At 54.3% G+C, this 24,049-nt stretch carries 24 protein-coding genes, 1 tRNA gene and 1 pseudogene; 15 read left to right on the forward strand and 11 right to left on the reverse strand.

The window, feature by feature from the left end:
- Window positions 1-124 precede the first annotated feature (124 nt).
- Together xanP and IM291_RS17270 are read left to right on the forward strand one after the other, a co-directional pair.
- Complete coding sequence (xanP, locus tag IM291_RS17265; protein ID WP_014881972.1) at window positions 125-1,516, forward strand: xanthine/proton symporter XanP; 1,392 nt, start codon at window positions 125-127, stop codon at window positions 1,514-1,516.
- A 119-nt stretch (window positions 1,517-1,635) separates the two neighbouring features.
- Window positions 1,636-3,324 carry an AsmA family protein gene (locus IM291_RS17270; protein ID WP_192971828.1) on the forward strand — a complete coding sequence of 563 codons (1,689 nt, stop codon included), beginning with the start codon at window positions 1,636-1,638 and terminating at the stop codon, window positions 3,322-3,324.
- A 110-nt stretch (window positions 3,325-3,434) separates the two neighbouring features.
- Here the strand turns inward: IM291_RS17270 and yicI are convergent, their stop codons facing one another.
- Together yicI and IM291_RS17280 are read right to left on the reverse strand one after the other, a co-directional pair.
- Window positions 3,435-5,753 carry an alpha-xylosidase gene (yicI, locus tag IM291_RS17275; RefSeq protein WP_192971829.1) on the reverse strand — a complete coding sequence of 773 codons (2,319 nt, stop codon included), beginning with the start codon at window positions 5,751-5,753 and terminating at the stop codon, window positions 3,435-3,437.
- A 12-nt stretch (window positions 5,754-5,765) separates the two neighbouring features.
- Window positions 5,766-7,157, reverse strand: a complete 1,392-nt coding sequence (locus IM291_RS17280; protein ID WP_192971830.1) for a glycoside-pentoside-hexuronide family transporter — start codon at window positions 7,155-7,157, stop codon at window positions 5,766-5,768.
- A gap of 289 nt (window positions 7,158-7,446) precedes the next feature.
- Between IM291_RS17280 and IM291_RS17285 the strand changes: the two genes are divergently transcribed.
- Window positions 7,447-7,541: transfer RNA gene (locus tag IM291_RS17285), tRNA-Sec, on the forward strand.
- A 478-nt stretch (window positions 7,542-8,019) separates the two neighbouring features.
- Here the strand turns inward: IM291_RS17285 and IM291_RS17290 are convergent.
- On the reverse strand, window positions 8,020-8,181 hold the full coding sequence (locus IM291_RS17290; RefSeq protein WP_192971831.1) for a YlcI/YnfO family protein: 162 nt from the start codon (window positions 8,179-8,181) through the stop codon (window positions 8,020-8,022).
- 128 nt (window positions 8,182-8,309) lie between these two features.
- Between IM291_RS17290 and IM291_RS17295 the strand changes: the two are divergent.
- From IM291_RS17295 to IM291_RS17310, 4 genes and pseudogenes are all read left to right on the forward strand, one after another.
- Window positions 8,310-8,575: pseudogene (locus tag IM291_RS17295) on the forward strand (SymE family type I addiction module toxin).
- Window positions 8,576-8,992: 417 nt separating this feature from the next.
- Window positions 8,993-9,688 (forward strand): hypothetical protein, encoded by a 696-nt coding sequence (locus tag IM291_RS17300; protein WP_192971832.1) that lies wholly within the window; start codon window positions 8,993-8,995, stop codon window positions 9,686-9,688.
- A gap of 211 nt (window positions 9,689-9,899) precedes the next feature.
- Window positions 9,900-10,379: a type VI secretion system tube protein Hcp gene (locus tag IM291_RS17305; RefSeq protein ID WP_041911682.1), complete on the forward strand. Its 480-nt coding sequence runs from the start codon at window positions 9,900-9,902 to the stop codon at window positions 10,377-10,379.
- 10 nt (window positions 10,380-10,389) lie between these two features.
- Window positions 10,390-10,974 carry a hypothetical protein gene (locus IM291_RS17310; protein WP_226837538.1) on the forward strand — a complete coding sequence of 195 codons (585 nt, stop codon included), beginning with the start codon at window positions 10,390-10,392 and terminating at the stop codon, window positions 10,972-10,974.
- Window positions 10,975-11,007: 33 nt separating this feature from the next.
- On the opposite strand, the gene IM291_RS17315 is transcribed toward IM291_RS17310, so the two are convergent.
- Together IM291_RS17315 and IM291_RS17320 are read right to left on the reverse strand one after the other, a co-directional pair.
- Entirely contained in the window at window positions 11,008-11,451 is a 444-nt protein-coding gene (locus IM291_RS17315; protein ID WP_192971833.1) for an acetyltransferase, read from the reverse strand.
- Between the two features lie 248 nt (window positions 11,452-11,699).
- A complete protein-coding gene (locus IM291_RS17320) occupies window positions 11,700-12,224 on the reverse strand; it encodes a lipocalin family protein (protein WP_028014997.1) in 525 nt (174 codons plus the stop codon).
- A 117-nt stretch (window positions 12,225-12,341) separates the two neighbouring features.
- On the opposite strand from IM291_RS17320, the gene IM291_RS17325 reads away from it, so the two are divergent.
- The 5 genes from IM291_RS17325 to IM291_RS17345 all read left to right on the forward strand — a co-directional run bounded on the left by IM291_RS17325 (window position 12,342) and on the right by IM291_RS17345 (window position 16,863).
- On the forward strand, window positions 12,342-13,067 hold the full coding sequence (locus tag IM291_RS17325) for a MerR family transcriptional regulator (protein WP_192987385.1): 726 nt from the start codon (window positions 12,342-12,344) through the stop codon (window positions 13,065-13,067).
- 99 nt (window positions 13,068-13,166) lie between these two features.
- Window positions 13,167-13,577, forward strand: a complete 411-nt coding sequence (uraH, locus tag IM291_RS17330) for a hydroxyisourate hydrolase (protein ID WP_028014995.1) — start codon at window positions 13,167-13,169, stop codon at window positions 13,575-13,577.
- A 102-nt stretch (window positions 13,578-13,679) separates the two neighbouring features.
- Window positions 13,680-14,639 carry a DUF523 and DUF1722 domain-containing protein gene (locus IM291_RS17335; protein WP_192987386.1) on the forward strand — a complete coding sequence of 320 codons (960 nt, stop codon included), beginning with the start codon at window positions 13,680-13,682 and terminating at the stop codon, window positions 14,637-14,639.
- 145 nt (window positions 14,640-14,784) lie between these two features.
- Window positions 14,785-15,873 (forward strand): AAA family ATPase, encoded by a 1,089-nt coding sequence (locus tag IM291_RS17340; protein ID WP_192987388.1) that lies wholly within the window; start codon window positions 14,785-14,787, stop codon window positions 15,871-15,873.
- 186 nt (window positions 15,874-16,059) lie between these two features.
- Window positions 16,060-16,863 carry a DUF4225 domain-containing protein gene (locus IM291_RS17345; protein ID WP_192987389.1) on the forward strand — a complete coding sequence of 268 codons (804 nt, stop codon included), beginning with the start codon at window positions 16,060-16,062 and terminating at the stop codon, window positions 16,861-16,863.
- Here the strand turns inward: IM291_RS17345 and IM291_RS17350 are convergent.
- The 5 genes from IM291_RS17350 to IM291_RS17370 form a co-directional block, all read right to left on the reverse strand.
- Window positions 16,841-17,170: a hypothetical protein gene (locus tag IM291_RS17350; protein ID WP_041911688.1), complete on the reverse strand. Its 330-nt coding sequence runs from the start codon at window positions 17,168-17,170 to the stop codon at window positions 16,841-16,843. The two genes, IM291_RS17345 and IM291_RS17350, sit on opposite strands and share 23 nt — an antisense overlap.
- A 234-nt stretch (window positions 17,171-17,404) precedes the next feature.
- Window positions 17,405-18,364, reverse strand: a complete 960-nt coding sequence (locus IM291_RS17355) for a GlxA family transcriptional regulator (protein ID WP_192987391.1) — start codon at window positions 18,362-18,364, stop codon at window positions 17,405-17,407.
- Between the two features lie 26 nt (window positions 18,365-18,390).
- A complete protein-coding gene (locus IM291_RS17360; protein ID WP_041911690.1) occupies window positions 18,391-19,170 on the reverse strand; it encodes an MBL fold metallo-hydrolase in 780 nt (259 codons plus the stop codon).
- 122 nt (window positions 19,171-19,292) lie between these two features.
- On the reverse strand, window positions 19,293-20,093 hold the full coding sequence (gene nlpA / locus IM291_RS17365; RefSeq protein WP_028014989.1) for a lipoprotein NlpA: 801 nt from the start codon (window positions 20,091-20,093) through the stop codon (window positions 19,293-19,295).
- Window positions 20,094-20,240: 147 nt separating this feature from the next.
- Entirely contained in the window at window positions 20,241-20,660 is a 420-nt protein-coding gene (locus tag IM291_RS17370) for a GNAT family N-acetyltransferase (protein WP_192987393.1), read from the reverse strand.
- 141 nt (window positions 20,661-20,801) lie between these two features.
- On the opposite strand from IM291_RS17370, the gene IM291_RS17375 reads away from it, so the two are divergent.
- Window positions 20,802-21,098: a YicS family protein gene (locus IM291_RS17375; protein WP_032661999.1), complete on the forward strand. Its 297-nt coding sequence runs from the start codon at window positions 20,802-20,804 to the stop codon at window positions 21,096-21,098.
- Between the two features lie 44 nt (window positions 21,099-21,142).
- Here the strand turns inward: IM291_RS17375 and IM291_RS17380 are convergent, their stop codons facing one another.
- Window positions 21,143-22,093, reverse strand: coding sequence for a LacI family DNA-binding transcriptional regulator (locus IM291_RS17380; RefSeq protein ID WP_049000269.1), 951 nt, complete (start codon window positions 22,091-22,093; stop codon window positions 21,143-21,145).
- Between the two features lie 293 nt (window positions 22,094-22,386).
- Between IM291_RS17380 and IM291_RS17385 the strand changes: the two genes are divergently transcribed.
- The gene (locus IM291_RS17385; RefSeq protein ID WP_014830072.1) at window positions 22,387-22,701 is read left to right on the forward strand and encodes a PTS sugar transporter subunit IIB; all 315 of its coding nucleotides are present in this window, start codon (window positions 22,387-22,389) and stop codon (window positions 22,699-22,701) included.
- Window positions 22,702-22,712: 11 nt separating this feature from the next.
- Complete coding sequence (locus IM291_RS17390) at window positions 22,713-24,038, forward strand: PTS sugar transporter subunit IIC (RefSeq protein ID WP_028014981.1); 1,326 nt, start codon at window positions 22,713-22,715, stop codon at window positions 24,036-24,038.
- The last annotated feature ends 11 nt before the right edge of the window (window positions 24,039-24,049 follow it).

Here is a 24,049-nt window from a genome sequence, read left to right on the forward strand (position 1 = left end):
TCCGATAGGTTGTAAAAAACCTGCTCACAGCGGCAGATTTTCTTCCTTTTTTTTGCTGGCAATCGTTTGCTTTTACCAGGTGGTCAGATAAAATGCCCGCTTTTCCACCGTGGGATTGCCGCCGATGTCCGTTAACACCATAGAATCGCCAGATGCGCAACCGATTGCGCAGAAGCAAAATAGCGAACTGATTTACCGCCTTGAAGACCGACCGCCGCTGCCGCAGACGCTTTTTGCCGCCTGCCAGCATCTTCTGGCGATGTTTGTTGCGGTGATCACCCCGGCGCTGCTGATTTGCCAGGCGCTCGGTTTACCGGCGCAGGACACGCAGCACATTATCAGTATGTCTCTGTTCGCCTCCGGTGTGGCCTCCATTATTCAAATTAAAGCCTGGGGCCCGGTGGGGTCTGGGCTACTGTCGATTCAGGGCACCAGCTTTAACTTCGTGGCGCCGCTGATCATGGGCGGTACGGCGCTGAAAACCGGCGGTGCGGATGTTCCGACCATGATGGCGGCGCTGTTCGGCACGCTGATGCTGGCAAGCTGCACGGAGATGGTCATCTCCCGCGTGCTGCACCTGGCTCGCCGTGTGATCACCCCGCTGGTTTCCGGCGTGGTGGTGATGATTATCGGCCTGTCGCTGATTCAGGTGGGCCTCACCTCCATCGGTGGCGGCTACGCGGCAATGAGCGACCACACCTTCGGCGCGCCGAAAAACCTGCTGCTGGCGGGCGTGGTGCTGGCGATCATTATTTTGCTTAACCGTCAGCGTAACCCTTACCTGCGCGTGGCCTCGCTGGTGATCGCCATGGCGGCGGGCTATCTGCTGGCGTGGGCGCTGGGGATGCTGCCGGAGAACACCGCGCCGACCAACAGCGCGCTAATCACCGTCCCAACGCCGCTTTATTACGGCCTGGGCATAGACTGGGGTCTGCTCCTGCCGCTGATGCTGGTCTTTATGATTACTTCTCTGGAGACCATCGGTGATATCACCGCTACCTCCGATGTCTCCGAGCAGCCGGTGTCCGGCCCGCTGTACATGAAGCGTCTGAAAGGCGGCGTACTGGCGAACGGCCTGAACTCGTTTGTCTCTGCGGTATTCAACACCTTCCCGAACTCCTGCTTCGGCCAGAACAACGGTGTGATCCAGCTGACCGGCGTGGCCAGCCGCTATGTTGGTTTCGTGGTGGCGCTGATGCTGATCGTCCTCGGCCTCTTCCCGGCGGTGAGCGGCTTTGTGCAGCACATTCCTGAGCCGGTGCTGGGCGGCGCAACGCTGGTGATGTTTGGGACTATCGCGGCCTCAGGCGTGCGTATCGTCTCCCGCGAGCCGCTGAACCGCCGCGCAATCATGATTATCGCGCTGTCGCTGGCCGTTGGTCTGGGTGTTTCCCAGCAGCCGCTGATCCTGCAGTTTGCGCCGGACTGGGTTAAAAACCTGCTCTCTTCCGGCATTGCCGCGGGCGGTATCACCGCTATCGTGCTGAACCTCGTTTTCCCGCCTGAGAAGAACTGATCTCCCTCACGGCAGGCAGTCAATGCCTGCCGTGACATCTAATTACACCATTCCCGCCTTGAGCATTGCGCATAAATCGTGCATAACTCCCTTATGTTCGTTTCGCGGGATGGAAGACCATGAAATTTATTGGAAAGCTACTCGTCTATCTTCTGGTAGCCCTGCTTATTGTGCTGCTGGCGTTCTATATTTTGCTGCAGACCCGTTGGGGCGCGGCGCAAGTCAGCAGCTGGATTACGGTGAATACCGACTACGAACTCAGTTTCGACAAGATGAATCACCGCTTTTCATCGCCTTCCCACCTCATTCTGGAAAATGTCACCTTTGGGCGGGACGGTAAACCCGCCACATTAGTTGCCAAAAAAGTCGATATTGGCCTGAGCAGCCGTCAGATCACCGCTCCGCTGCACATGGGCACTATCACCCTGTTCGACGGCACGCTGAATCTCTCGCCTCAAACAGCGCCGCTGCCCTTCCAGGCCGATCGTCTGCAGCTGAACAACATGGCCTTTAACAGCCCGAATACTGAATGGGATCTGAGCGCACAGAAGGTCACGGGCGGCGTCAGCCCATGGCAGCCAGAAGCCGGGAACGTGCTGGGTAAAAACGCGAAAATCCAGATGAGCGCCGGCTCGCTGACCCTGAACGGCGTACCGGCCACTAACGTGCTAATCGACGGCCAGTTGAACGGCAAGGAGGTGGTGCTGAACACGATTGGTGCCGATATGGCCCGTGGCTCGCTCACCGGCTCCGCCCTGCGTAACGCTGACGGAAGCTGGATAATCGACACCATGCGCCTGAACGAGATCCGCCTGCAGAGCGACAAAACGCTGAAAGCGTTCTTCGCGCCGCTGGCTACCATCCCCTCCCTGCAAATTGGCCGTCTGGAGGTCACCGATGCCCGCCTGCAGGGCCCGGACTGGGCGGTGACCGATCTCGACTTAAGCCTGCGCAACCTGACTCTCAGCAAAGGCGACTGGCAGAGCCAGGAAGGTCGCCTGTCCATGAACGCCAGCGAGTTTATCTTCGGCTCGCTGCATCTGTTTGACCCGATCCTGAATGCGGAGTTTTCCCCGCAGGGCATAGCGCTGCGTCAGTTCACCTCCCGCTGGGAAGGCGGTATGGTGCGCACGTCCGGCAACTGGCTGCGCGACGGTAAAGCGCTGGTTCTGGACGATGTTGCCATCGCCGGGCTGGAGTACACCCTTCCTGAAAACTGGAAAACGCTGTGGATGGAGCCGCTGCCGGAATGGCTGAACAGCGTCACGCTGCAAAAATTCGGCCTGAGCCGCAACCTGGTGATCGACATCGATCCCGCCTTCCCGTGGCAGATCACCTCCCTGGACGGCTACGGAGCAAACCTGCAGCTGGCGAAAGATCGCCAGTGGGGCGTCTGGGGCGGCAGCGCAACATTAAACGGCGCGGCGGCGACCTTTAACCGCGTCGACGTGCGCCGTCCGTCGCTGGCGCTGAATGCCAACGCCGCCACGGTGAACATTAGCGACCTGAGCGCCTTTACCGAGAAAGGTATTCTGGAAGCCACGGCGACGGTTTCACAGCTCCCGCAGCGGCAGACCACGGTAAGCCTGAACGGGCGCGGCGTACCGCTCAACGTGCTGCAGCAGTGGGGCTGGCCTGCGTTACCGATTACGGGCGACGGCAATATTCAGGTGACCGCCAGCGGCAGCGTGCAGGCCGGTGCGCCGCTGAAGCCAACGGTAAATGGGAAGCTGAACGCGGTGAATATGGATAAGCAGCAGGTAGAGCAGACGATGACGGGCGGCGTGGTTGCAACGCCTGTGCAATAAAGTTTTTGATGTTTGTTCCCTCTCCCTTTGGGAGAGGGTCAGGGTGAGGACATCAGAGCGCATAATTACCTTAGGCCCGGTAAGCGAAGCGCCACCGGGCATTTTCCACCTCAGAGCTGAACCACCACCTCATCCCCCTCCGCTTTCACCACCACACCCCACTCGCTGCCCGCGTGCGAGCCGCCTTTCACGCCACTCACCTTCTGCACGTTGCGCAAGCACACCGACCAGTTTTGCGCGTCACCCGCGCCGGTAAAAGTCACAATGTCGCCCCGACGTGACGCCTTCAACGTAAACGCCACGGAACCGTCCGCCGCAGGCACTTCGCTCACCGCCGCTGCGCCATCCTCCAGGTTAAACAGCTGGAAGGCCGTCCCCGCGTTCCACGCGTAGTCCGGCTTCTGGTTATTGTTACCCAGCGCCAGCAGGGTGTTGTCGCGCACGTAGACCGGCAGGCTCATAAAATCGTGCTGCTGCTTATGCCAGCGGCTGCCATGGATTTCGTCGTTGTGCCACAGGTGGGTCCAGCGGCCTTCCGGCAGGTAGAACTGCACGTCCCCCGCCTCGGAGAACACCGGCGCCACCATCATGGAATCCCCCAGCATGTACTGACGGTCGAGGTAATCACACGCCGGATCGTCCGGGAACTCCAGCATCATCGCACGCAGCATCGGCGTGCCGAACTCGCGGGCCAGCGCCGCCTGACGGTACAGGTACGGCATCAGCTGACACTTCAGCTGCGTGAAGTGGCGCACCACGTCGCAGGACTCGTCATCGTACGCCCACGGCACGCGGTAGGATTTGCTGCCGTGCAGGCGGCTGTGGCTGGAGAACAGCCCGAACGCGCACCAGCGTTTATAGACGTGCGCCGGAGCGGTGTTTTCGAACCCGCCGATATCGTGGCTCCAGAACCCGAAGCCGGACAGGCCAATCGACAGCCCACCGCGCAGGCTTTCCGCCATCGACTCGTAGTTGGCGTAGCAGTCGCCGCCCCAGTGTACCGGGAACTGTTGCGCTCCGACGGACGCCGAGCGGGCAAACAGCACCGCCTCCTCTTCGCCGACGGTCTCTTTCAGCACGTTCCACACCAGTTCGTTATAAATGTAGGCGTAGTGGTTGTGCATCTTCTGCGGATCGGCCCCGTCGAACCACTGCACGTCGGTCGGGATACGCTCGCCGAAGTCGGTCTTGAAGCAGTCAACGCCGATATCCACCAGGCCTTTCAGCTTGTCGGCATACCACCGGCATGCGTCCGGATTAGTGAAGTCGTAAATCGCCAGCCCCGGCTGCCATTTGTCCCACTGCCACAGAGAGCCGTCCGGACGCTTGAGCAGATAGCCCTTCTCTTTCAGCTCGCGGAAAATCGGGGATTTCTGGCCGATATACGGGTTGATCCACACGCAGACCTTCAGCCCTTTCTCTTTCAGGCGGCGGATCATCCCTTCCGGGTCCGGGAAGGTCACCGGGTCCCACTCGAAGTCGCACCACTGGAAGGCCTTCATCCAGAAGCAGTCGAAGTGGAACACGTGCAGAGGCAGGTCGCGCTCGGCCATGCCGTCGATAAAGCTGTTTACCGTGGCTTCGTCGTAGTTGGTGGTGAACGAGGTGGTGAGCCACAGGCCGAACGACCACGCAGGCGGCAGCGCCGGGCGCCCGGTGAAGCGGGTATAGCGGTTTAATACCTCTTTTGGCGTCGGGCCGTCGATCACGAAATACTCGAGATATTCCCCTTCCACGCTGAACTGCACTTTTGACACTTTCTCGGAGCCGACTTCAAACGAGACGTTTTCCGGATGATTCACCAGCACGCCGTAGCCGCGGTTGGTCAGGTAGAACGGGATATTTTTGTAGGACTGCTCGGTGCTGGTGCCGCCGTCGCGGTTCCAGGTTTCGACCGTCTGGCCGTTGCGCACCAGCGCGGTAAAGCGCTCGCCCAGGCCGTAGACTGTTTCCCCCACGCCCAGATCCAGACGCTCGAACACGTAATTACGGTCGGCGTTACTGTCCTGCACGTAGCCGTTGTTTTTCAGCTGGCTGCCGGAAATGCGCTGGCCGTTGCGCAGGAAATCCAGCGCCCAGAACTCGCCTTTGGTGACGCGCACGCTGACGCTGCCGCTTTTCAGCTCGGCAAATTCGGCGTTGTTTTCAATCTCGACCTTCACGTCTTTCAGAACGTTCAGCGGATAGTGCGGGCCGCTGTTCAGCGCGCCCTGGAAGTGCTCGATGCGCACCCCGACAATCCCTTCCTGTGGAGCAAACAGGCGCACCGTGAACATCAACGTGTCGAGCTGCCAGGTGCGCTCACGCACGTCGCGCGGCGCAACATACACCACCAGGTCATTGCCCTGCTGCTCCACGTCGAACACCTGAACCGGATAGGTCACGTTCAGGCCCGGTTGAATAAGCCAGTTTCCATCACTGATTTTCATGCTTTCATCCTCTTAGTTCTGCAATTCTTTGCTGACCGGCAGGTTTTCAAAATCCTGCTGATTGCGGCGCGCGCCCTGCGCCAGCTCGCGCAGGATTTTGGTCAGGAAGGGGGTTTTCAGCGTGTAGTAGCGTTTGGCGATAATGGCGCTCAGCACGTAGCAGATCGCCGGCGCCAGCGTAAACAGGCCGATAATGATGCTGATGGTCGCGCTGTTCTGGGTTTTGGCCGCCGCGTCGTAGCCGCCGCCTGCCAGCATCCAGCCGATCATCGCCCCGCCCAGCGCCAGGCCGAGCTTCAGCACGAACAGCGTGCCCGCAAAGCTGATGCCGGTCAGGCGTTTGCCGTTGGTCCATTCGCCGTAGTCGACGGTATCGGACATCATTACCCACTGGATTGGCGTCACCAGCTGGTGCAGCACGCCGATAACGAAGATAAAGGAGAACATCAGCACGGTGGCATGCATCGGTACGAAGAACATCGCCACGCTGACCACCGCCAGCGCGGCGTTGGTCCACCAGAAGATGCTGACCTTGCACTTCCAGTCGGTGAGCGGTTTCGCCAGCGCGGAGCCGATCAGGTTGCCGACACAGTAGGTGGTGAGGAACGCGACGAACACCTCCGGCGAGCCCATGATCCAGGTGCAGTAGTACATCATCGCGCCGCCGCGCACGCAGACGGCGAGGATGTTGAGGATGGTGAGCACGCCGACAATGCGCCACTGGTCGTTTTGCCAGATATCGCGCAGGTCTTCCCGCATGGAGGTGGTGCTCGGCGGCACCTGGATGCGCTCTTTGGTGGTGAAGAAGCAGAACGCCAGCATCAGGAACGCGACCACCGACAGCACGGCGATCCCGCCCTGGAAGCCGAACGCCTTATCGTCGCCGCCGATCAGGTTCACCAGCGGCATCATCAGCACCGTGGAGAGCATGCCACCCGCCGTCGCCAGCACGAAGCGCCAGGACTGAAGGGAGATACGCTGCGTCGGGTCGCTGGTGATTACCCCGCCAAGCGCGCAGTAGGGGATGTTGACCACGGTATAGAGCAGGGTCAGCAGGGTGTAAGTCACGGCGGCGTAAACCATTTTGCCGTTGAGGCTGAGGTCCGGTGTGGTGTAGGCCAGCACGCAGACGATGCCGAACGGGATGGCGCCGAACAAAATCCACGGGCGGAACTTGCCCCAGCGGCTGCGGGTGCGGTCGGCAATCAGCCCCATGCACGGGTCAGAGATTGCATCCAGCGCGCGGGCCAGCAGGAACATGGTGCCGACAAACCCGGCGGGAATGCCGAAAATATCGGTGTAGAAAAACATCATGTACAACATGACGTTATCAAAAATGATGTGGCTGGCGGCGTCACCCATACCGTAGCCAATCTTCTCTTTTACTGACAATACTTCGCTCATATTTTTTATCCTTCACGCTGTAGGGGGCGCTGAGACCGGTTGCATTGGTTTTAAACCATTGTTTCAACGGCGGGTATTGCGTTTTCTGGTTAGCAGATTACGTTTCTTGTTTTTTGTGATCGCGATAAATGTTGGAGAGCACAAAAGGCTAACCTGAGGATTTTCTTAGGAATTAGCTGAAACAGGGGGGTACAGGTCAAAAGAGAGGTGAAAAAAGTGGTGTGGGGTATGTGGTAAATGCCTGAAAGTAGCTATAATGCGCCCCGCCTCCATGTAGCAATCGAGGCGCGGAAGATCGTCATCTCCGGTGAGGTGGCTGGACTTCAAATCCAGTTGGGGGCGCCAGCGTTCCCGGGCAGGTTCGACTCCTGTGATCTTCCGCCAAAAATGTCATTCACCTCGATAATAAAAAACGTCACTCGTAAATAGAACCGCTTATTGCAACCACCTTATGTGAGCTTGATCAATTATTCATTTGAATATTGAGTGTTATCCTTTTACTTATTCAAAAAATATTTAAGGGAAGCTGTAATGGAATGGATTATTGGTGCGGTGATTCTAATGGCTATTATTTGTACCATATTCAAGCCCAGACGGTGTGATATCTGCCAAACTTATTTCAAGAAAAAATATTACACATGGAAAATCCAAGGAAAGAAACAACATCTATGCCCCAACTGCAATGGTAAAATGCAGCGTCGAGTTAGTTCGCAAAAATTTAAGAGTAGATTTGGTTAAAAGTTTTTTAATCATTTTTTAATCGCAAACTTCAGGATAATCATAAATGATAAGTTTTTTATTATAGTTCTATAACTTATCATTTATTCCCTTATTATCATCACCAAATTAAAAACCATGATAGCTACTTATTCATAAGCCTAAGCCTACAAGCTTCTTTAACCCACTTACTAAAATTCCCTTTCCCCGCAGCCTTCTCAATCTGCCCCAAAAGGTCATCCTCGAACCGGATGTTTTTCATCGTGCTCTTTGTGCGGTCAAAATTTGGTTTGTTTTTCTCTTGCATGGTAGGTACCACTTCGGTTAGTTTTTCCGCATGTGGTACCTACCACATGGATTATAAATTCCTGACAACGCCCAGCAGTGTTGGAGCACTAAAGGGCGTCTACCATACCAACTATCAATGAGTTGATTATAACTGATTCACATTCTATCCAGACACCGACCAATCCGGAACCGAGCGTTCGTTGATTATGGGATACAGCCCAAATGTTTTCGACAAATCGACGCTGAAAATCATCCTTTCTGGCAAGTAGCTGCGCGCGGCGGGGTTTGATACCGGACAGCATGTCACTGTAAAGGTCATGAAAGGATGTATCATTCTGGTGGCGTATAACGAGCAGGAAGCGGTTGCAGGATAAACGCTCATTGAGATAGAGGACGCGCTTGCAGCGATTTAAGCTCCCTGTTCGAACCATCAACTAACATCTCATAAATAGAATTTCTGATGGCGACATTGATCAGCATTCAACTATCCGGAAATTCCGGATAGTTGGCCCGGAAAGGTGACATCAGATTTCCACTGAGTGATCACTACAATCTCAAAGCTACACTCGTAGTTACGCTCAGCTCATGGCTCCCAGTTTCGCCTTTAGCGGCCATACGGCTATTAAACTAATATGCAACGGATCTAACGCCCTCATTCTCACGCTCATATAATATCTAAATTAATAGCCAACAATTATTCACGACAAATATAATGCGAAGATTAAGATATCTGAATTTTTCATTACGTATAAACTATTGCGATATGCATCACAGCAGAAATACAATATTAATAGAAACTTGTACCTATGGTTACTGTTAAAAGATGCAATATGTATTATAGCGACTCATTAATAACATCAATGGATGCGAATAAAATATTGGCACAAAAGTTAGATCACGCCTTAACAGGCGTAAAAGATGAAGTATTAAAGCAAGCGCAACTGTTAGATGATGGGGCAACGCGATTAAGCTATCAGCTATCGTGCTTTACTGAAAACTATCAGGATGTATGTTTACGATTACGCAAAGAAGACTCAAGATTTTTGACAGGTATCGTCCAGTTAATAAAACACAGAGACATTATCTATAAGATGCTTTATATTTATATTAAAAGCCTATTAATTAACAAGAGTGAAAAAAGAATACATAACATACAAATAAATCTTATGCGTTTAGGTGTATCAATTTCATCATCGATGCTCTCCAGCCAGGCTTTTATATATTCAGCAACTATTGCAATCTGTAGTAGTGTTCATACCAACATTTGGATGAAAGAAAAGATTACATCGTTTTCTACTTATGCTGTTCTTGGTTTAAAAGTTTATGGCATCGTTGAGCAGGCATCCAGAAGCGCAAACCATCTAAAAAGCTATAATGCTTATTATTATAATCTACTTTATCAGGAAGAACTTGAAATGATGTTTTTCTTGATTGAGCCCATAATAACGAGATCCCCCATGCTTAACCAAGTTTATGCTTCAGACAGCGACATTGCATATGCGATTTCAAGGATGATAAAGGGATGATTAAAGCTATTAAAGACTGGTTAAAAGGCCAATTCATATTCTTCCTGAGAGGCGCAATACCACTTCTATTCGTCATAATATTTGCATTATTTGCCGTAACCTGGTTACCGGAAAAAATCGCAATGAATGCAATATGGTCAATTGTAGTTATTGTAGGCCTCTATATCCTTTTACGTAAAAAGAGATAATTACTATTTAACAGGAGTAAATTATGTCAATTCCCGCACATCTGTGGTTGTTTGATGAAAATGGTTCGCCCATCGTTGGTCCATCATTACTGCCAGCGAGATTAGGATCGTTTGAAATCCGTTCAGTTAACCATCAGGTATGGATCCCTGAGAGCGCGAATACTGGTCGCTTGACAGGCACGAGAGTTCATTCTCCCTTAACCTTGCATAAGGAATTTGATGCTGCAACGCCTGTTTTGTACCGTGCTATGTGTGAAGGAAGAACATTCCAAAAAGCAGTTTTGAAAATGTATCGAATTCTTGACCATGGTATTGAGAGTGAGTATTTCAATATGATAATGGAGAACGTAAAGATCACCTCAATATCACCCCTGCTGCATCCCACCGGCTTGACGAGCACGCATCTAGAAGAGATTCAACTCAGGTACGAGAAGATTACATGGAAGCATTGCGACGGGAACGTTCTCTACACTGACGAATGGAATAACCGTGCTACGTATTAGGGTATCTAAAATGAAAGTACTGCTAATTTTGGCTGCACTCCTTTTCCTTGTTCAAAATGCAGCATCAGCCCAAATGTCCGGCTTCGCAGCCAGGTATTATCAGGATGATGTAACAACACCAGAAGAACCCACAGAAGTGCCCCTCTATCCCACTATTACCATCGGTAAGAAAACCGTACAAATGAAGGTTACTCACCTGTCAGACATCACCGGTTCACCCATTGAGAAAGACCGTTCCGCGCGCTGGATCTGCCTCCATGACGACGATGGCACGAATTACTGGTTCATCTCGGATAACGAAATGGGTGCAGGATTGCTAACGGCACTAGCCATAGCCAGGGATGGGATTCATAAAGAGTGTGCAAAAACAACGGAACCAGTCAGAGTCTCAGTCGCTAATGTTCCATTGTTGAATGCTACTCACGGGAATTTAGTTAAACTGTTCGGTAATAAGGAGCTCGCCACAAAGAAAGCGATGCTCTTTTATCATGAGACGCCAGTGCAGGATGGATTCATCCAGAGTAATACAGTCTCTTATTCCTTCGATGACGAAAAAGTGCGTGGTGTAATCATCGGGCAAATTACCAGCAACTAGTTCGCAGACTCCCTCTTCCACAGGAACGGGGAGTTAAGCCTGTCCACCCAACCGCATATGCAACAACGGAAACGGATTTCCCTGCCCGTCCAGTTCCGAGCGTCCGACCTGCTCAAACCCCATATGGCGATAAAACGCGACGCCCTGCGGGTTCTGCTCATTCACGTCCACTTCGTTTACGCCAAACTCGGCGATGGCGTGTTTTAGCAGCAATTTCCCAACGCCCTTCCCTCGGCTCGCGTCATCCACAAAAAGCATTTCAATGCGGTTTTCATCCACGCCCAAAAAGCCGTAAATAACGCCTGCGTCATCGCGAGCTATCACGACCTTGAGGTTAGGCAGATAGGCGTTAAGCAATAACGGGCGCAGCGCCGCAATATCGCTTTCCTGTAAAAAGTGATGGGTGGCGCGAACGGAAGATTCCCAGATCGCGACCAGACGTTCAAAGTGTATGGGGAGTGCGGTTTCTATTTTCATGGGGGGATCATGATTAGAAAACCGAACTATTTCAATCCACTCTTTACAATCTGTTCCCCATCACCCCATCCCTACGGTGACGTTTTCCATCGGCACGCCTGCCGCAAGGTGAATATCCTGTAGCTGCTGTGACGCTCCCCGCAGGGATGGCAGCTCCGCTCGCCAGTTCATGCCGTCTTTCTCCGTTGGGCTTTTAACGGAAGTCTATCCAGGCGAGCCAGTAATGCCCAAGGAAGAAAGCACGATTTTTACTGCTTCACCCATACCAGCTGATCAACCCGGAAGCCCAGACTGCGCGCGGTGTTCAGGTAATCCTGCTTCACCGCATCCGGGATGGTCGGCGTGCGTGACAGGATCCACAGATAGTCGCGGTTCGGGCCGCTCACCAGCGCGTACTGGTACTTATCGTCCAGCCTGATCACGTTATACCCGCCGTAGAACGGGCCGAAGAACGATACCTTCAGCGCGGCGGTGGTCGGCTCGCCGGTAAAGTAGGCTTTGCCCTCGCTCTCGTTCCACTTGTTCTTCACCGGATCAAAACCCCGGTTAAGCACGCTGATGCCGCCGTCGCTGCGCTCGCCGTAGGTCGCCGTCACCTGTTCCAGACCGCGTTCAAAGCGGTTTTCCAGACGGGCGACTTCGTACCATTTGCCGAGATAGCGGCTGGCGTCAAAGTGGGTAATAGGCTGCACGCCTTTCGGCGGCGTGGGGGATTTACAGGCGACCAGCGTCAGGGCAATCGCAACACCGGTCACAACAGGCCATAGCTTCATGAGAATTCCTTTCATTTGCACGGTTGGAAGTTAAGTGTAGTGCACCGTTTCGGCGCTTCATCCCGTTCGGGAAAATTCGTAGTATATTGAGAGTATTCCTCCACCCTGGACACGGACATGGCTTACTCCATCGGCGAATTCGCCAGACTCAGCGGCATCACCGCCACCACCCTGCGGGCGTGGCAGCGTCGCTACGGTTTACTCAAGCCACAGCGCACGGAAGGCGGCCACCGCCAGTACAGCGATGAGGACGTCCAGCAGGCGCTCAAAATCCTCGACTGGGTAAAAAAAGGCGTCCCGATCGGCCAGGTCAAACCGCTGCTGGAACGCCCGACGACGGGGCGGACCAACAACTGGCAAACCCTGCAGCAGAGCATGCTGCAACGCCTGCAGGACGGCAAAGTCGAGTCCCTGCGCCAGATGATTTACGACGCCGGACGCGAGTACCCAAGGCCGGAGCTGGTCGCGAACGTGCTGCGTCCGCTGCGCAGCCAGGTCTCGGCCAACGTTGCCGCCGCCATGACCCTGCGCGCGATCCTCGACGGCATCATCATCGCCTACACCTCGTTTTGCCTTGAGGGCGACAAAAAAGCGCCGGGCGACAATATTCTGCTCAGCGGCTGGCACCTGAACGACCCGTGCGAGATCTGGCTCGAAGCCCTAACGCGCACCGGGCAGGGCCACCGCATCGACATCCTGCCGGTTCCCCCTGACGCGCTGGCACCGGAGATTTTCCCGGAGCGCAAATGGCTGCTGGTCACCAGCGGCAAGCTCACCGCCGGGCGGAAAAAGCAGGTGGCACAGTGGCAGCAGCAGGTATCGCTTGAAGTGATTATCCTCTGATAATTTTCTCCTGCGGGAATCTTCACGAAAAGTTGAATATTTTCCCGCGCCGCAGATGCTAACGTTTTCCTGTGACGAATAACTCAACAGGAAAACACCATGAAAAAAACTGCCCCTCTGCTGATCCTGGCCTCGATGGCCTTTGCCCCTGCCGCCTTTAGCGCCCCTGCCGGCACGCTAAGCGTCCACATTCTTGACCAGCAAACCGGAATGCCGCCATCAGACGTTACCGTTACGCTGGAGAAGCAGCAGCAGGACAAATGGACTCAGGTTGCCAGCGGCAAAACCGACCAGGATGGCCGTATCAAATCGCTCTATCCGCAGGATCAGGACATGCAGCCTGGCGTGTACAAAGTAACCTTTAAAACCGCAGAGTATTTCCACGGCAAAAAGCTGGATACCTTCTTCCCGGAGATCCCGGTGCTGTTTACCGTGACCCGCACCAACGAGAAGCTGCACATCCCGCTTCTGCTGAGCCAGTACGGCTACTCGACCTACAAGGGCAGTTAAGACGCATTGATTTTAAAGGATTATAAAAAATAGTTCCGCGAATACTTGGACAAATTAGTCATGTTGTGTAAGTTTTAATTATATGAACGGGAGGACGACACCATGACGATGAAACCAGTGCTGGGTATTAGCGGATGTTTGACCGGATCCGCCGTTCGCTTTGACGGCGGACACAAGCGTATGGGCTTCGTCATGGATGAGCTGGCCCAGTGGGTGAATTTCAGGCCCGTCTGCCCGGAGATGGCCATCGGCCTGCCGACGCCTCGCCCGGCGCTGCGTCTGATCGTCACGACAGACGGTGAAACGCAGATGCGCTTCAGCCACGCGCCTCACGAAGACGTTACGCAGAAAATGGCCGACTTTGCGGCAGATTATTTGCCGAAAATCGGCGACCTCGCAGGCTTTGTTCTCTGTGCAAAATCCCCAAGCTGCGGCATGGAACGCGTGCGGCTGTACGATGAAAACGGCAACCGGGGCCGCAAGGAGGGGGTCGGGCTGTTCACCGCCGCCCTCCTTGAAACCTTGCCGTGGCTGCCCGTTGAAGAGGATGGACGCCTGCACGACCCGGTGCTGCGGGAAAACTTCGTCGAGCGCGTTTTTGCGCTGCACGAACTCAACACGCTACGTAAAAATGGCCTGACCCGCCGCGCGCTGCTGGACTTCCACAGCCGCTATAAGCTTCAGCTGCTGGCGCACCATCAGGCGGGTTACCGCGAAATCGGCCCGTTCGTTGCCTCGCTGCACGAGTGGGAAGACCTGGACGCTTTCTTCGTGGCGTACCGGGAAAAGCTGATGACCATCCTGAAAAAACCCGCCTCGCGGAAGAATCACACCAACGTGCTGATGCATATTCAGGGCTATTTTCGTAACCAGCTCAACACCCGCCAGCGCGGCGAGCTGCGCGATGTGATCCTGCATTATCGCAACGGACAGTTGCCTATCCTCGCGCCGATCACGCTGCTGAAGCACTACCTGGCCGAATACCCCGACCGGTATCTGATGACGCAAAACTACTTTGATCCCTATCCTGATGATTTGGGTCTGCGTCTGGCAGTCAAGTGATGAAAAAAATGCGAAGGCCCCATTGACCCATAGAGGCCCAAAGCAGTACCCCGTTTAGACGACAGCCTCACTGTCGTCTCTTTTTTGCATTTCATCTTAAAGACTGTGATTATATACAGGCTTATTCTGCAAAAGGGGCCTGCCTGTGATTAACACCCTGCACATACAAAACTACCGCTCCATCCGCGAGATGTCGCTGGAGCTGGAGCAGCTCAACATCGTCTTCGGGCCGAACGGTACCGGGAAATCCAATATTTACAAGGCGATACACCTGATGCACAGCGCCGCGCAAGGGCAGTTTTCCCAGGCGCTGGCGAACGAGGGCGGCATTCTGAAGGTGTTCTGGGCAGGCAAAACCCGCAGCGACCAGCTGCGGCGGATGAATCTGGCGGTAGAAACTGAGACCTACGAATACGAACTGCAGGTCGGTTTTGTGGAGAAGCTGCCGTATCCCTCACAGTTTCAGCTCGATCCGGTGATCAAAGAAGAATCTCTCTGGCTGAGCGGCCAGCACCGCCGCCCCTCGTCGCAGCTGATGAAGCGCAGGAATCAGGCCGTATTTCTGAACAACGTGCATCACGAGAAGGTGACCCACAGCGGCACGCTGTACGAGAACGAATCGGTATTCGGGCAGCTTGGCGAACCGCACCTTTACCCGGAAGTGTCGCAGATGCGCGAGTCCCTGCGTAACTGGCGCTTTTATCATGAGTTTTCTGTATCAATCGGCTCGGCGATGCGCGCCCCGCAGGTCGGTTTCCGCTCCCCGGTGCTGGCCAGCGACGGTGCCAACCTGGCTGCGGCGTTTCAGACCATCGTGGAGATTGGCGACGAGCTGCTGCTGATGCGCATCCTTGACCAGGCCTTCCCCGGCTGCGTGTTTTACAGCGACAACAGCGGCGGACATTTTCGCATGATGATGCAGCGCGAGGGGCTGAGCAGGCCGCTGGAACCGGCGGAGTTCTCCGACGGCACCCTGCGCTTTCTGTGCCTGGCGGTGGCGCTGTTAAGCCCGCGCCCGCCGGCGTTTATCGCATTGAACGAACCGGAAAACAGCCTGCACCCACAGATGCTGCCCGCCCTGGCGAGCTTAATCGCCGAGGCCAGCCGCTACTCGCAGATCTGGCTCACCAGCCACTCGCCGGAGCTGGCGACGTTGATTGAGAAGCACAGATCGTTTTCCCTGTATCAACTGTCGATGGCGGAGGGGGAGACGAGGGTGGAGAGGCTGGGGTAAGTGTTTGTTTCCTTAATTACTTTTCTCCAGTCATCCCTCTCATGGTCGCCATCAACGACGATGATGATTTCCGCAGGTATATGCTTCAGCGAATTCTCAGCTCGCGATACATTATCCAATTTATTGTTGTCAGTTTCTGCTGGCTGGATAATCTGTAAACATTGGTTATCAGATGAGAAAATTAAAATGGATATTGCACTTTTACCTGGTCAGAACACCCGTGCATGGGCTGAAACAATGATTAACCTTGAAGCCCGAAAGCTTATCAATACTGCGAATATTGTCGGAGGGCAACATCTCAGCGACGGACTCGCACGAATTAAATTTATGGATGATATTCGGCAATTTGTAATGCAACAGTTTAGCGCTACCCGGGCGGCCAGAAGTCATGATGAGTGCATGGAATGCCTGAAAAACATCCGGGCTGAGAACGAAAGTCTTCTTGATCAAAGCAGAATGCTTCGCTCACGTACAGCTCAGCTTTTTGCTCAGATTGAACTGGTTAAAGAAAATAACAAAGTCATCGGTTACTTTATCTCGTCGATAAAGGTTGTACTTTCCGGGTTACAGATTGTTGCAGGCGTTGGTGCAATGATGACAATGAATCCAGTGGGTGCGCTTGCAGGAGCGATTCTGGTTATGGATGGTGCAAATGCTATTTCAAAAGAAATTAACAGAACGCTTCAACATCAACCAAATTCTGAAGGTATGCTGGCAGATGGCGTCATGGATATCGCTCAGTTTATGGGATTTAAACGTGAATCAGCACTGGGAGTCTTCAACAGCGTAAGCCTGGCAGCAAGCGTCTATACGGTATTTGGCGCCATCCGAAAACCCGAATCATGGCGTCTGTTTCGCTATCTCCCGCTGGATTTCTACCGCAAGGTCGACGGTATGAATCGCGCAGCGCTCACTATGAAAATTGTCGGCTGGGGTGTCTCTGCAAAAGTCTCGTTTGATTTAATTTCTAATGCGTCTGGCCAGAACTAATGTATTTCTTTCTGTAGCGCCAGGCTTTGTAGGTAATGACCGGGGGTTGAAAAAACCAGACAATCGCCAACACGATGAAAAGAGAGATGCCCCCGGAAACAAGATTGTAATGTTCAGCGAAAAAAATAAGCGCCAGGAAAATCAGAGCCACAGCCGCAGTAATACACAGAACCATGATAAATCGCTTACCTAACTCAAGCACGACCTCGAGCAAGGATGAACCATAACGACTGATGTTTCGGTTCAGATACGCTAACTCTTTTACGGTGAAACCTGATTCAAGTAACTGCGTTTCAATATTGTTCATGCCACTACCTTTTCTTCTGGAAAGTAACGTGCAATATCTTAACCGGAAGAGATGCGTCTTGTAACCCGTCTGATACATCAGCATTTTCAGCAAAAAAACAGGACCACGCTAAAAAGACACTGGCGCTAAAGTAGAAAATAATAGATTACGGTGTTTAAAGCGCGCTCGTTAGGGGCGTTCGTAGCCGTCACCCCGAAAATGTCCCCCACGCCTTTTTATTCCATCGCGACAGAATTATAAAGACGGATGAACACGAAACGTCTTTCGCCACTCCGCTGGGCTCACCCCAAAGCGCGCCTTAAACTGCTGTCGCCAGGTGACAGCGGAATTAAATCCCACCAGCTCCGCCACGCTCTCAACGGGCATATTCCCGGCTTCAAGCAAAATCTGGCTGCGCCGCAGGCGTTCGGCGGTAAGCCAGTCGGCGACGCTCATCCCCGTGGCTTTAACAAAATGACGAGTCAGCGTGCGGCGGCTCATCGAAACCACCTCCGCCAGCGAGTCCAGACTATGCGGTTCGGTGATGTGCTGCTGCAGGTAGTCGATCAGGCAGTTAATACGTGCGTCACGGGTATCTTTCGGAACCGGCTGGGCGATGAACTGCGCCTGCCCGCCCTCGCGATGGGGCGGGACAATCATCCGACGGGCAATCTGGTTGGCGACGACGCTGCCAAAACGCTGGCGAATGATGTACAGGCAGCAGTCCAGCGCAGCCGCGGTACCGGCAGAGGTGATGATATTGCCGTCATCCACGTAGAGGGCATTGATATCCAGCTGAACGTTCGGAAAGTGCGACTGGAAATGATGTTCAAACTCCCAGTGGGTGGCGGCCCGTTTACCGTCGAGGATCCCCGCCCAGGCCAGCACAAACGACCCCAGACACAGGCCGACAATTTCCGCGCCGTTGTCTCTCGCCAACACCAGGCTGTCAAGCAGCGCCTGAGGCGGCCGTTCAAGGACGTGCTGCCAGTAGGGAACGACAACAATGTCGGCCTGCCCGATGGCGGTGTAATCCTGCGTGGCGTTGAGGGCAAACCCGTCTTTTGAGGTAAGAAACCCCGGCGTTTCGGCGCAGATCGTCACGTTAAAGCGCTTTTCGCCGGAGACCGAATCACCAAACAGAATGCAGGGAACGGAGTAGTGGAACGGGCTAAACCCGTCTACCGCGACAATCGCGACGTTGATTAGCGACATCTGTCTCTCCTTTCCCGTTAACGCACTCAGAATATAACGGTTTCGCCATCCTGGGGAATGCTCACCACATCGCTCACCTGGTTGGCTTCGACGTACTCACGCAGCGCGCTGCGGGTCAACAGGCAGTGGTTAATCGCCTCCATGTGGCTCGCGACGATTTTAGCCTGCGGCAGGAGGAAATGGACGTTAAGCACATCTTCCTGTCCCATAATAATGGGCCCAAAGCCGATGACGTGGGCATAACCGGCGTTCAGTACCACCACATCTGGCTGGTGTTTTTGCAGATCGGCTGCCACCTCTTCGCGCCAGATGGTATCCCCGGCAAGATAGAGCGTCTTCTCATCAGGATGACGCAGCACCACGCCACAGGCCTCGCCCAGCCGCTCCGCCAGTTCTGGCACGGCGTAAGCGCGGTCGGTCCCGTGCTGGCCGCCGTACGTTTTCGCAATCCGAACCTCCCCGAAGGTGGTCTCGTCGGTCATGATCGTCAGGTTGGTAAATCCCTGGCTGCGCAGCAGCGCGGCGTCACGATCGTTTTGAACGTAGATCGGTTTGTCTTTGGCGATCAGCTCTGCCGCGGTGCGATCCCAGTGATCGTCATGGGTATGGGTGACGATCACCGCGTCAGCGTCCAGCAGCGTATTGACGTCGACGGGAAGTTCGACCGTCGGGTTACGGCGTTCGGCATGCGCCGTACCGGGAAAGCCCGGATAAGCACCTTTCGGGGCCAGCATCGGGTCGATTAAAAGGCGTTTTCCGGCGTAGGTAATCAGCAGGGTGGCATTGCGAATTTGGGTAATGTTCATGAGCTATCCTCCGGTTGGTGTGATAAGGAGGATAGCCAGCCGTCATAATTGGTGCTGTGGGCTAAAGGGCGATTACCGATGGAATCGGGCCATTTTCATCACCGCGTTTTCTGCCGGCACCTTTACCAGCCCGGCACCGCCCCGCCGTTGAAGATCGTCTCTGCCGCTTTCGCCACTTCCGGTGACTGATAGGACTGGATAAACGCCTTCACGTTCTCCGCGTCCTTATTGTCTTCGCGCGTCACCACGATGTTCACGTACGGCGAGTTTTTATCTTCAATAAAGACGCTGTCATGCACCGGCGATAGCCCGGTTTGCTGAATATAGGTAGTGCTGATGATGGCGACATCCACTTTCGGGTCGTCCAGCACGCGCGGCAGCTGTGCCCCTTCCAGTTCCATGATTTTCAGCTGCTTAGGGTTGGCGGTAATATCCAGCGCCGTCGGCAGCAGCCCGGTGTCCGGCTTCAGGGTGATGAGCTTCTCTTTTTGCAGCAGCAGCAGCGCGCGGCCAAGGTTGGTCGGGTCGTTTGGAATGGCGATAGTCGCCCCGTCCTTCAGGTCAGAGACGGATTTGATTTTGCGGGAATAGCCGGCCATCGGGAAAACAAAGGTGTTCGCCACGGCCACCAGCTTGTAGCCATGCGCCTTGTTATCTTCTGCAAGGAACGGGCGATGCTGGAAGACGTTGGCATCCAGCTCTCCCTGGTTAGTGGCATCGTTGGGCAATAGCGAGCCGCTGAAGCCGACCAGCTCCACGTCCAGGCCATATTTTTCTTTTGCCACCTTTTTGGCGACTTCCGCCACGTCCTGTTCAGCGCCGTTGATGACGCCCACTTTTATGTGTTTGGCATCGCTGCCACTTTGATCGCACCCTGCCAGCAGCAGGCCAGCGAGAACCAGAGCACCCAATCGACGTTTCACGAGAAAGTTCCTTTTGCTGAATGTTGTAGTGACTATATCGACAACGAGGCGGTGAAATAAAAAACGAAAAAGAATCAATAAGAAGGATAAGTTATATGCGGGTATGGCCGGGTGACGCTGCGCTTACCCGGCCTACGGATTCAAAGCTTAAAGGGCTTTCGCCAGGTAATGTCGCTGCATGCCCGGGTACGGATAATCCTGCAAAGACATCTGCAGCTGGTACCCCTGTTTTTCATAGAACGGACGCGCCTGGAAGCTGACGGTATCCACCAGCGCATGCTTGCAGCCTTTGCGTCTGGCTTCATCTTCCGCCGTTTTGATAAGCTGGCTGCCCACGCCGGTACCCCGCACGGTGTCGCTGACCCAGAGAAAGTCGATATTCAGCCAGTCGCCTTTACGCACCCCAATGAGCCCGCCGAGCATGGTGCCGATTTCGTCCCGCACGTAAACGCCAATATCCCCGCTGAATGTGGATAGATCCAGAAACTGCGCATTGTAAGCTCTCAGGCCCGTGAGTAACTCTTCTTTTTCCTGCGCCGTAACCGCATGAGTGATGCTCAGGTGCATATTTTTTCTCCTTGTTGTCTGTGCCGTTTCACTATCTCACACACGCAACGTGGAGAAAATTCATACTTTCGGCTGGCGTCGCTACACTGAATGTAACGATATATTTCATGAGAAGCCTGTGACGTCTAAAGGGGGTTGTTGATGAAAGCTGCGCACCTGGTCTGCCTGCTGGTTTGTCTGCTGTTCGCCGCGTTTGTCCATGCTCAGGAAAAAGAGGATCCGGCGAAAGAGGCGCAGATTAAGCAACAGGTCCTGAAAGATATTAAGAAAACCTGTACGCCTCAGAAAAAGCAGAGCGATAAGGCCTGGCAGGAGATGATTTTGTCGTCCGAGGCCAATCAGCTGCTGATCAAAAACGCCATCACCGCCGTGAAGCGCGACAACCTGGACGCCTACTGGGCTGCGGTTGGTCAGGTGGATTGTCTGGAAGATTATTGAGTTCTCGCCGGGTGGCGCTGCGCTTACCCGGCCTGGAAAATGTTTTAACGCTTCCGCACGTCCGGAATGATGAGATCCCCGCGCAGAACATAGGACCCGAGCATCTGCGTTTTCTCCGTCAGCCAGCTTACGATACGCGCCGCCATGGCATCCATTGAATATTCAATCGCCGGGATCACCGGAATCCCCGGCAGGTGCAGCGATCCGGCTAGGCTAAAGACCATAATGTCGTCCGGTACGGATTTATTAAACGCCTGCAGCTGCGGGATCACCCGCTGGGCTTCCTGCTCATCCGCCACCAGCAGCGCGTTGAAGTTCAGCGTGGACGCATTGTTGAGTAATTCCTGAAGCGCAACGGACGAGGAGGTTGCGTCCATAAAGACGAGGTTGCGATTAAAGGGCAGGAAATTTTTCTCCAGCGCGTGCTTATAGCCAAGCAGCACCTGGTCGGCAAACCCGCTGCCGTGCGGGTGGATCAGCGCAATCTGGCGACGCCCCTGGCTGGTCAGATAGTTACAGGCGGTTTCGGCGGCAAAGGCGTGATCGAACTGAATGCTGTTGGAGTAATCAGCCTCCATGCAGTCCACCAGAATGACGTTTTCCATATCCACGTCCAGCGGGAAACGGGCGCCAATCACCAGAATGTCGTCACACAGGCCGCAGGAGAGTTCTTCAAGAGCATTCATCACTTCCGCTTTGCTATGGGCGAAGCGCAGCAGCAGGTGTTTTTGATGCTGGCTGAGCTGTTTTTCCAGCGCGTAAAGATAACCGGTGGTCTGGTTAATGTTTTCCTGCGCGCAAATCACCCCAATGCAGCCCGTCGACTGGCTCAGCAGCGACTGGGCAATCACGTTGGGACGGTAGTTCAGCTCATCCACCGCCTTTAGCACGGCCTGACGGCTGGCTTCCTTAACGCCACGTGACCCACTCAACACTCGCGATACCGTGGCTTTAGACACCCCGGCCAGACGTGATACATCATTGATTGTCGACATCTCTTTCCCCTGGCAGGCTAACCTCGCGCCTGCAAATTCCATAACCGCTACGGCTCACATTATAGCCAGAACGGAGTATATCCGTTTCCGTTTTTCATGGAAACCGATTTTCCGTTTCCACTCAAAATGATGTTAAAACAGCCAAATTATGTGACCAACATCCGGTTAATTAGCCTCATAAGCATTGGATCTTGATGGTTATCACAGTTCTGCTTTTTATAAATGGAAACCGGTTTCCGTATCATGTCCAATCATTCTCGCAATAACTATTTACATTTAGAGGATGGTTGTCGATGTTCAAGATTATGCTGTGTTGTTCTGCCGGGATGTCCACCAGCCTGCTGGTTAGCAAAATGGTCGATGTCGCGAAAGAACGTGGTTTGCCGGTGAAGATTGATGCGTACGGTGTTTCCGAATTTGATACGCAGTTTCCGCAATACCAAGTGGTACTTCTCGGACCGCAAGTGAAATACATGTTACAGACACTCTCAGACAAGGCGGCTACGAAAGGCATTCCGGTGCAGCCCATCGACATGATGGACTACGGCATGCAGCGTGGCGATAAAGTACTGGACTATGCTCTGTCGCTCATCGAAGCGGCACACTAAAAGGTGTTCACATGAGTTCGTTATATCAATCCATGGTCGCGGTGATTGAGCAGTCAATTACCCCGCTGGCCGCAAAGCTGGGTCAGCAAAAGTATGTGATTGCCATCCGCGACGGCTTTACCGCCGCGCTACCGTTTATGATCATCGGCTCGTTTATGCTGGTGTTCATCTTCCCGCCGTTCTCGGCGGATACCACCAACAGCTTCGCCCGCGGCTGGCTGGATTTCTCCCAGACCTACCGCGAACAACTGATGCTGCCGTTTAACCTCAGCATGGGCGTGATGACCTTCTTCATTTCGGTGGGGATTGGGGCGAGCCTGGGGCGTCAGTTTAACCTCGACCCAGTGATGTCCGGCCTGCTGGCCTTTATGGCCTTCCTGCTGGTCGCCGCGCCGTATGCCGACGGTAAAATCTCGACCCAGTATCTCTCCGGTCAGGGCATCTTTACCGCGCTTATCACCGCGATTTACGCCACACGTGTCTATGCGTGGCTGAAGCAGAACAACGTGACCATCCGCCTGCCGAAGGAAGTGCCCACCGGCGTGGCGCGTTCGTTTGAGATCCTGATCCCGGTGATGGTGGTAATCGGTACGCTGCACCCGCTGAACCTGTTCATTGAAGCGCAGACCGGAATGATCATCCCGCAGGCGATCATGCACCTGCTGGAGCCGCTGGTATCCGCATCCGACTCCCTGCCCGCGATACTGCTCTCCGTGCTGCTGTGCCAGATCTTCTGGTTTGCCGGTATTCACGGCTCGCTGATTGTCACCGGCATCATGAACCCATTCTGGATGGCGAACCTCTCCGCAAACCAGGCGGCGCTCGCCGCAGGCGCGGCGCTGCCGCACGTTTACCTGCAGGGCTTCTGGGATCACTACCTGCTGATTGGTGGCGTAGGCTCCACGCTGCCGCTGGCGTTCCTGCTGCTGCGCAGCCGCGCCACGCACCTGCGCACCATCGGCAAAATGGGCATTGTGCCGAGCTTCTTTAACATCAATGAGCCGATTCTGTTCGGTGCGCCGATCATCATGAACCCGATGCTGTTTATCCCGTTCGTGTTTGTTCCGCTGGTCAATGCCTGCCTGGCGTACGGCGCAACGAAGCTCGGCTGGCTGGCTCAGGTGGTGTCATTAACCCCGTGGACCACCCCCGCGCCGATTGGTGCCTCATGGGCGGCAAACTGGGCGCTCAGTCCGGTGATAATGTGCCTGGTCTGTATGGTGATGTCCGCGCTGATGTACCTGCCGTTCCTGCGCGCCTATGAGCGTACGCTGATGAAAAACGAAGAGCAGAAAGCCCAGGCAACCGTCGGTACCGCTGAAGCCGCAAGCAATTAAGTCAAAGAGGA

This window comes from Enterobacter cloacae complex sp. P27C (assembly GCF_014895705.1).
GTDB classification, from domain to species: domain Bacteria; phylum Pseudomonadota; class Gammaproteobacteria; order Enterobacterales; family Enterobacteriaceae; genus Enterobacter; species Enterobacter bugandensis.

Coding starts and splice junctions, on each gene's coding strand:
- xanP (WP_014881972.1), top strand. CDS start 125: ATGTCCGTTAACACCATAGAATCGCCAGATGCGCAACCGATTGCGCAG.
- IM291_RS17270 (WP_192971828.1), top strand. CDS start 1,636: ATGAAATTTATTGGAAAGCTACTCGTCTATCTTCTGGTAGCCCTGCTT.
- yicI (WP_192971829.1), bottom strand. CDS start 5,753: ATGAAAATCAGTGATGGAAACTGGCTTATTCAACCGGGCCTGAACGTG.
- IM291_RS17280 (WP_192971830.1), bottom strand. CDS start 7,157: ATGAGCGAAGTATTGTCAGTAAAAGAGAAGATTGGCTACGGTATGGGT.
- IM291_RS17290 (WP_192971831.1), bottom strand. CDS start 8,181: ATGCAAGAGAAAAACAAACCAAATTTTGACCGCACAAAGAGCACGATG.
- IM291_RS17300 (WP_192971832.1), top strand. CDS start 8,993: ATGTATTATAGCGACTCATTAATAACATCAATGGATGCGAATAAAATA.
- IM291_RS17305 (WP_041911682.1), top strand. CDS start 9,900: ATGTCAATTCCCGCACATCTGTGGTTGTTTGATGAAAATGGTTCGCCC.
- IM291_RS17310 (WP_226837538.1), top strand. CDS start 10,390: ATGAAAGTACTGCTAATTTTGGCTGCACTCCTTTTCCTTGTTCAAAAT.
- IM291_RS17315 (WP_192971833.1), bottom strand. CDS start 11,451: ATGAAAATAGAAACCGCACTCCCCATACACTTTGAACGTCTGGTCGCG.
- IM291_RS17320 (WP_028014997.1), bottom strand. CDS start 12,224: ATGAAGCTATGGCCTGTTGTGACCGGTGTTGCGATTGCCCTGACGCTG.
- IM291_RS17325 (WP_192987385.1), top strand. CDS start 12,342: ATGGCTTACTCCATCGGCGAATTCGCCAGACTCAGCGGCATCACCGCC.
- uraH (WP_028014995.1), top strand. CDS start 13,167: ATGAAAAAAACTGCCCCTCTGCTGATCCTGGCCTCGATGGCCTTTGCC.
- IM291_RS17335 (WP_192987386.1), top strand. CDS start 13,680: ATGACGATGAAACCAGTGCTGGGTATTAGCGGATGTTTGACCGGATCC.
- IM291_RS17345 (WP_192987389.1), top strand. CDS start 16,060: ATGGATATTGCACTTTTACCTGGTCAGAACACCCGTGCATGGGCTGAA.
- IM291_RS17350 (WP_041911688.1), bottom strand. CDS start 17,170: ATGAACAATATTGAAACGCAGTTACTTGAATCAGGTTTCACCGTAAAA.
- IM291_RS17355 (WP_192987391.1), bottom strand. CDS start 18,364: ATGTCGCTAATCAACGTCGCGATTGTCGCGGTAGACGGGTTTAGCCCG.
- IM291_RS17360 (WP_041911690.1), bottom strand. CDS start 19,170: ATGAACATTACCCAAATTCGCAATGCCACCCTGCTGATTACCTACGCC.
- IM291_RS17370 (WP_192987393.1), bottom strand. CDS start 20,660: ATGCACCTGAGCATCACTCATGCGGTTACGGCGCAGGAAAAAGAAGAG.
- IM291_RS17375 (WP_032661999.1), top strand. CDS start 20,802: ATGAAAGCTGCGCACCTGGTCTGCCTGCTGGTTTGTCTGCTGTTCGCC.
- IM291_RS17380 (WP_049000269.1), bottom strand. CDS start 22,093: ATGTCGACAATCAATGATGTATCACGTCTGGCCGGGGTGTCTAAAGCC.
- IM291_RS17385 (WP_014830072.1), top strand. CDS start 22,387: ATGTTCAAGATTATGCTGTGTTGTTCTGCCGGGATGTCCACCAGCCTG.
- IM291_RS17390 (WP_028014981.1), top strand. CDS start 22,713: ATGAGTTCGTTATATCAATCCATGGTCGCGGTGATTGAGCAGTCAATT.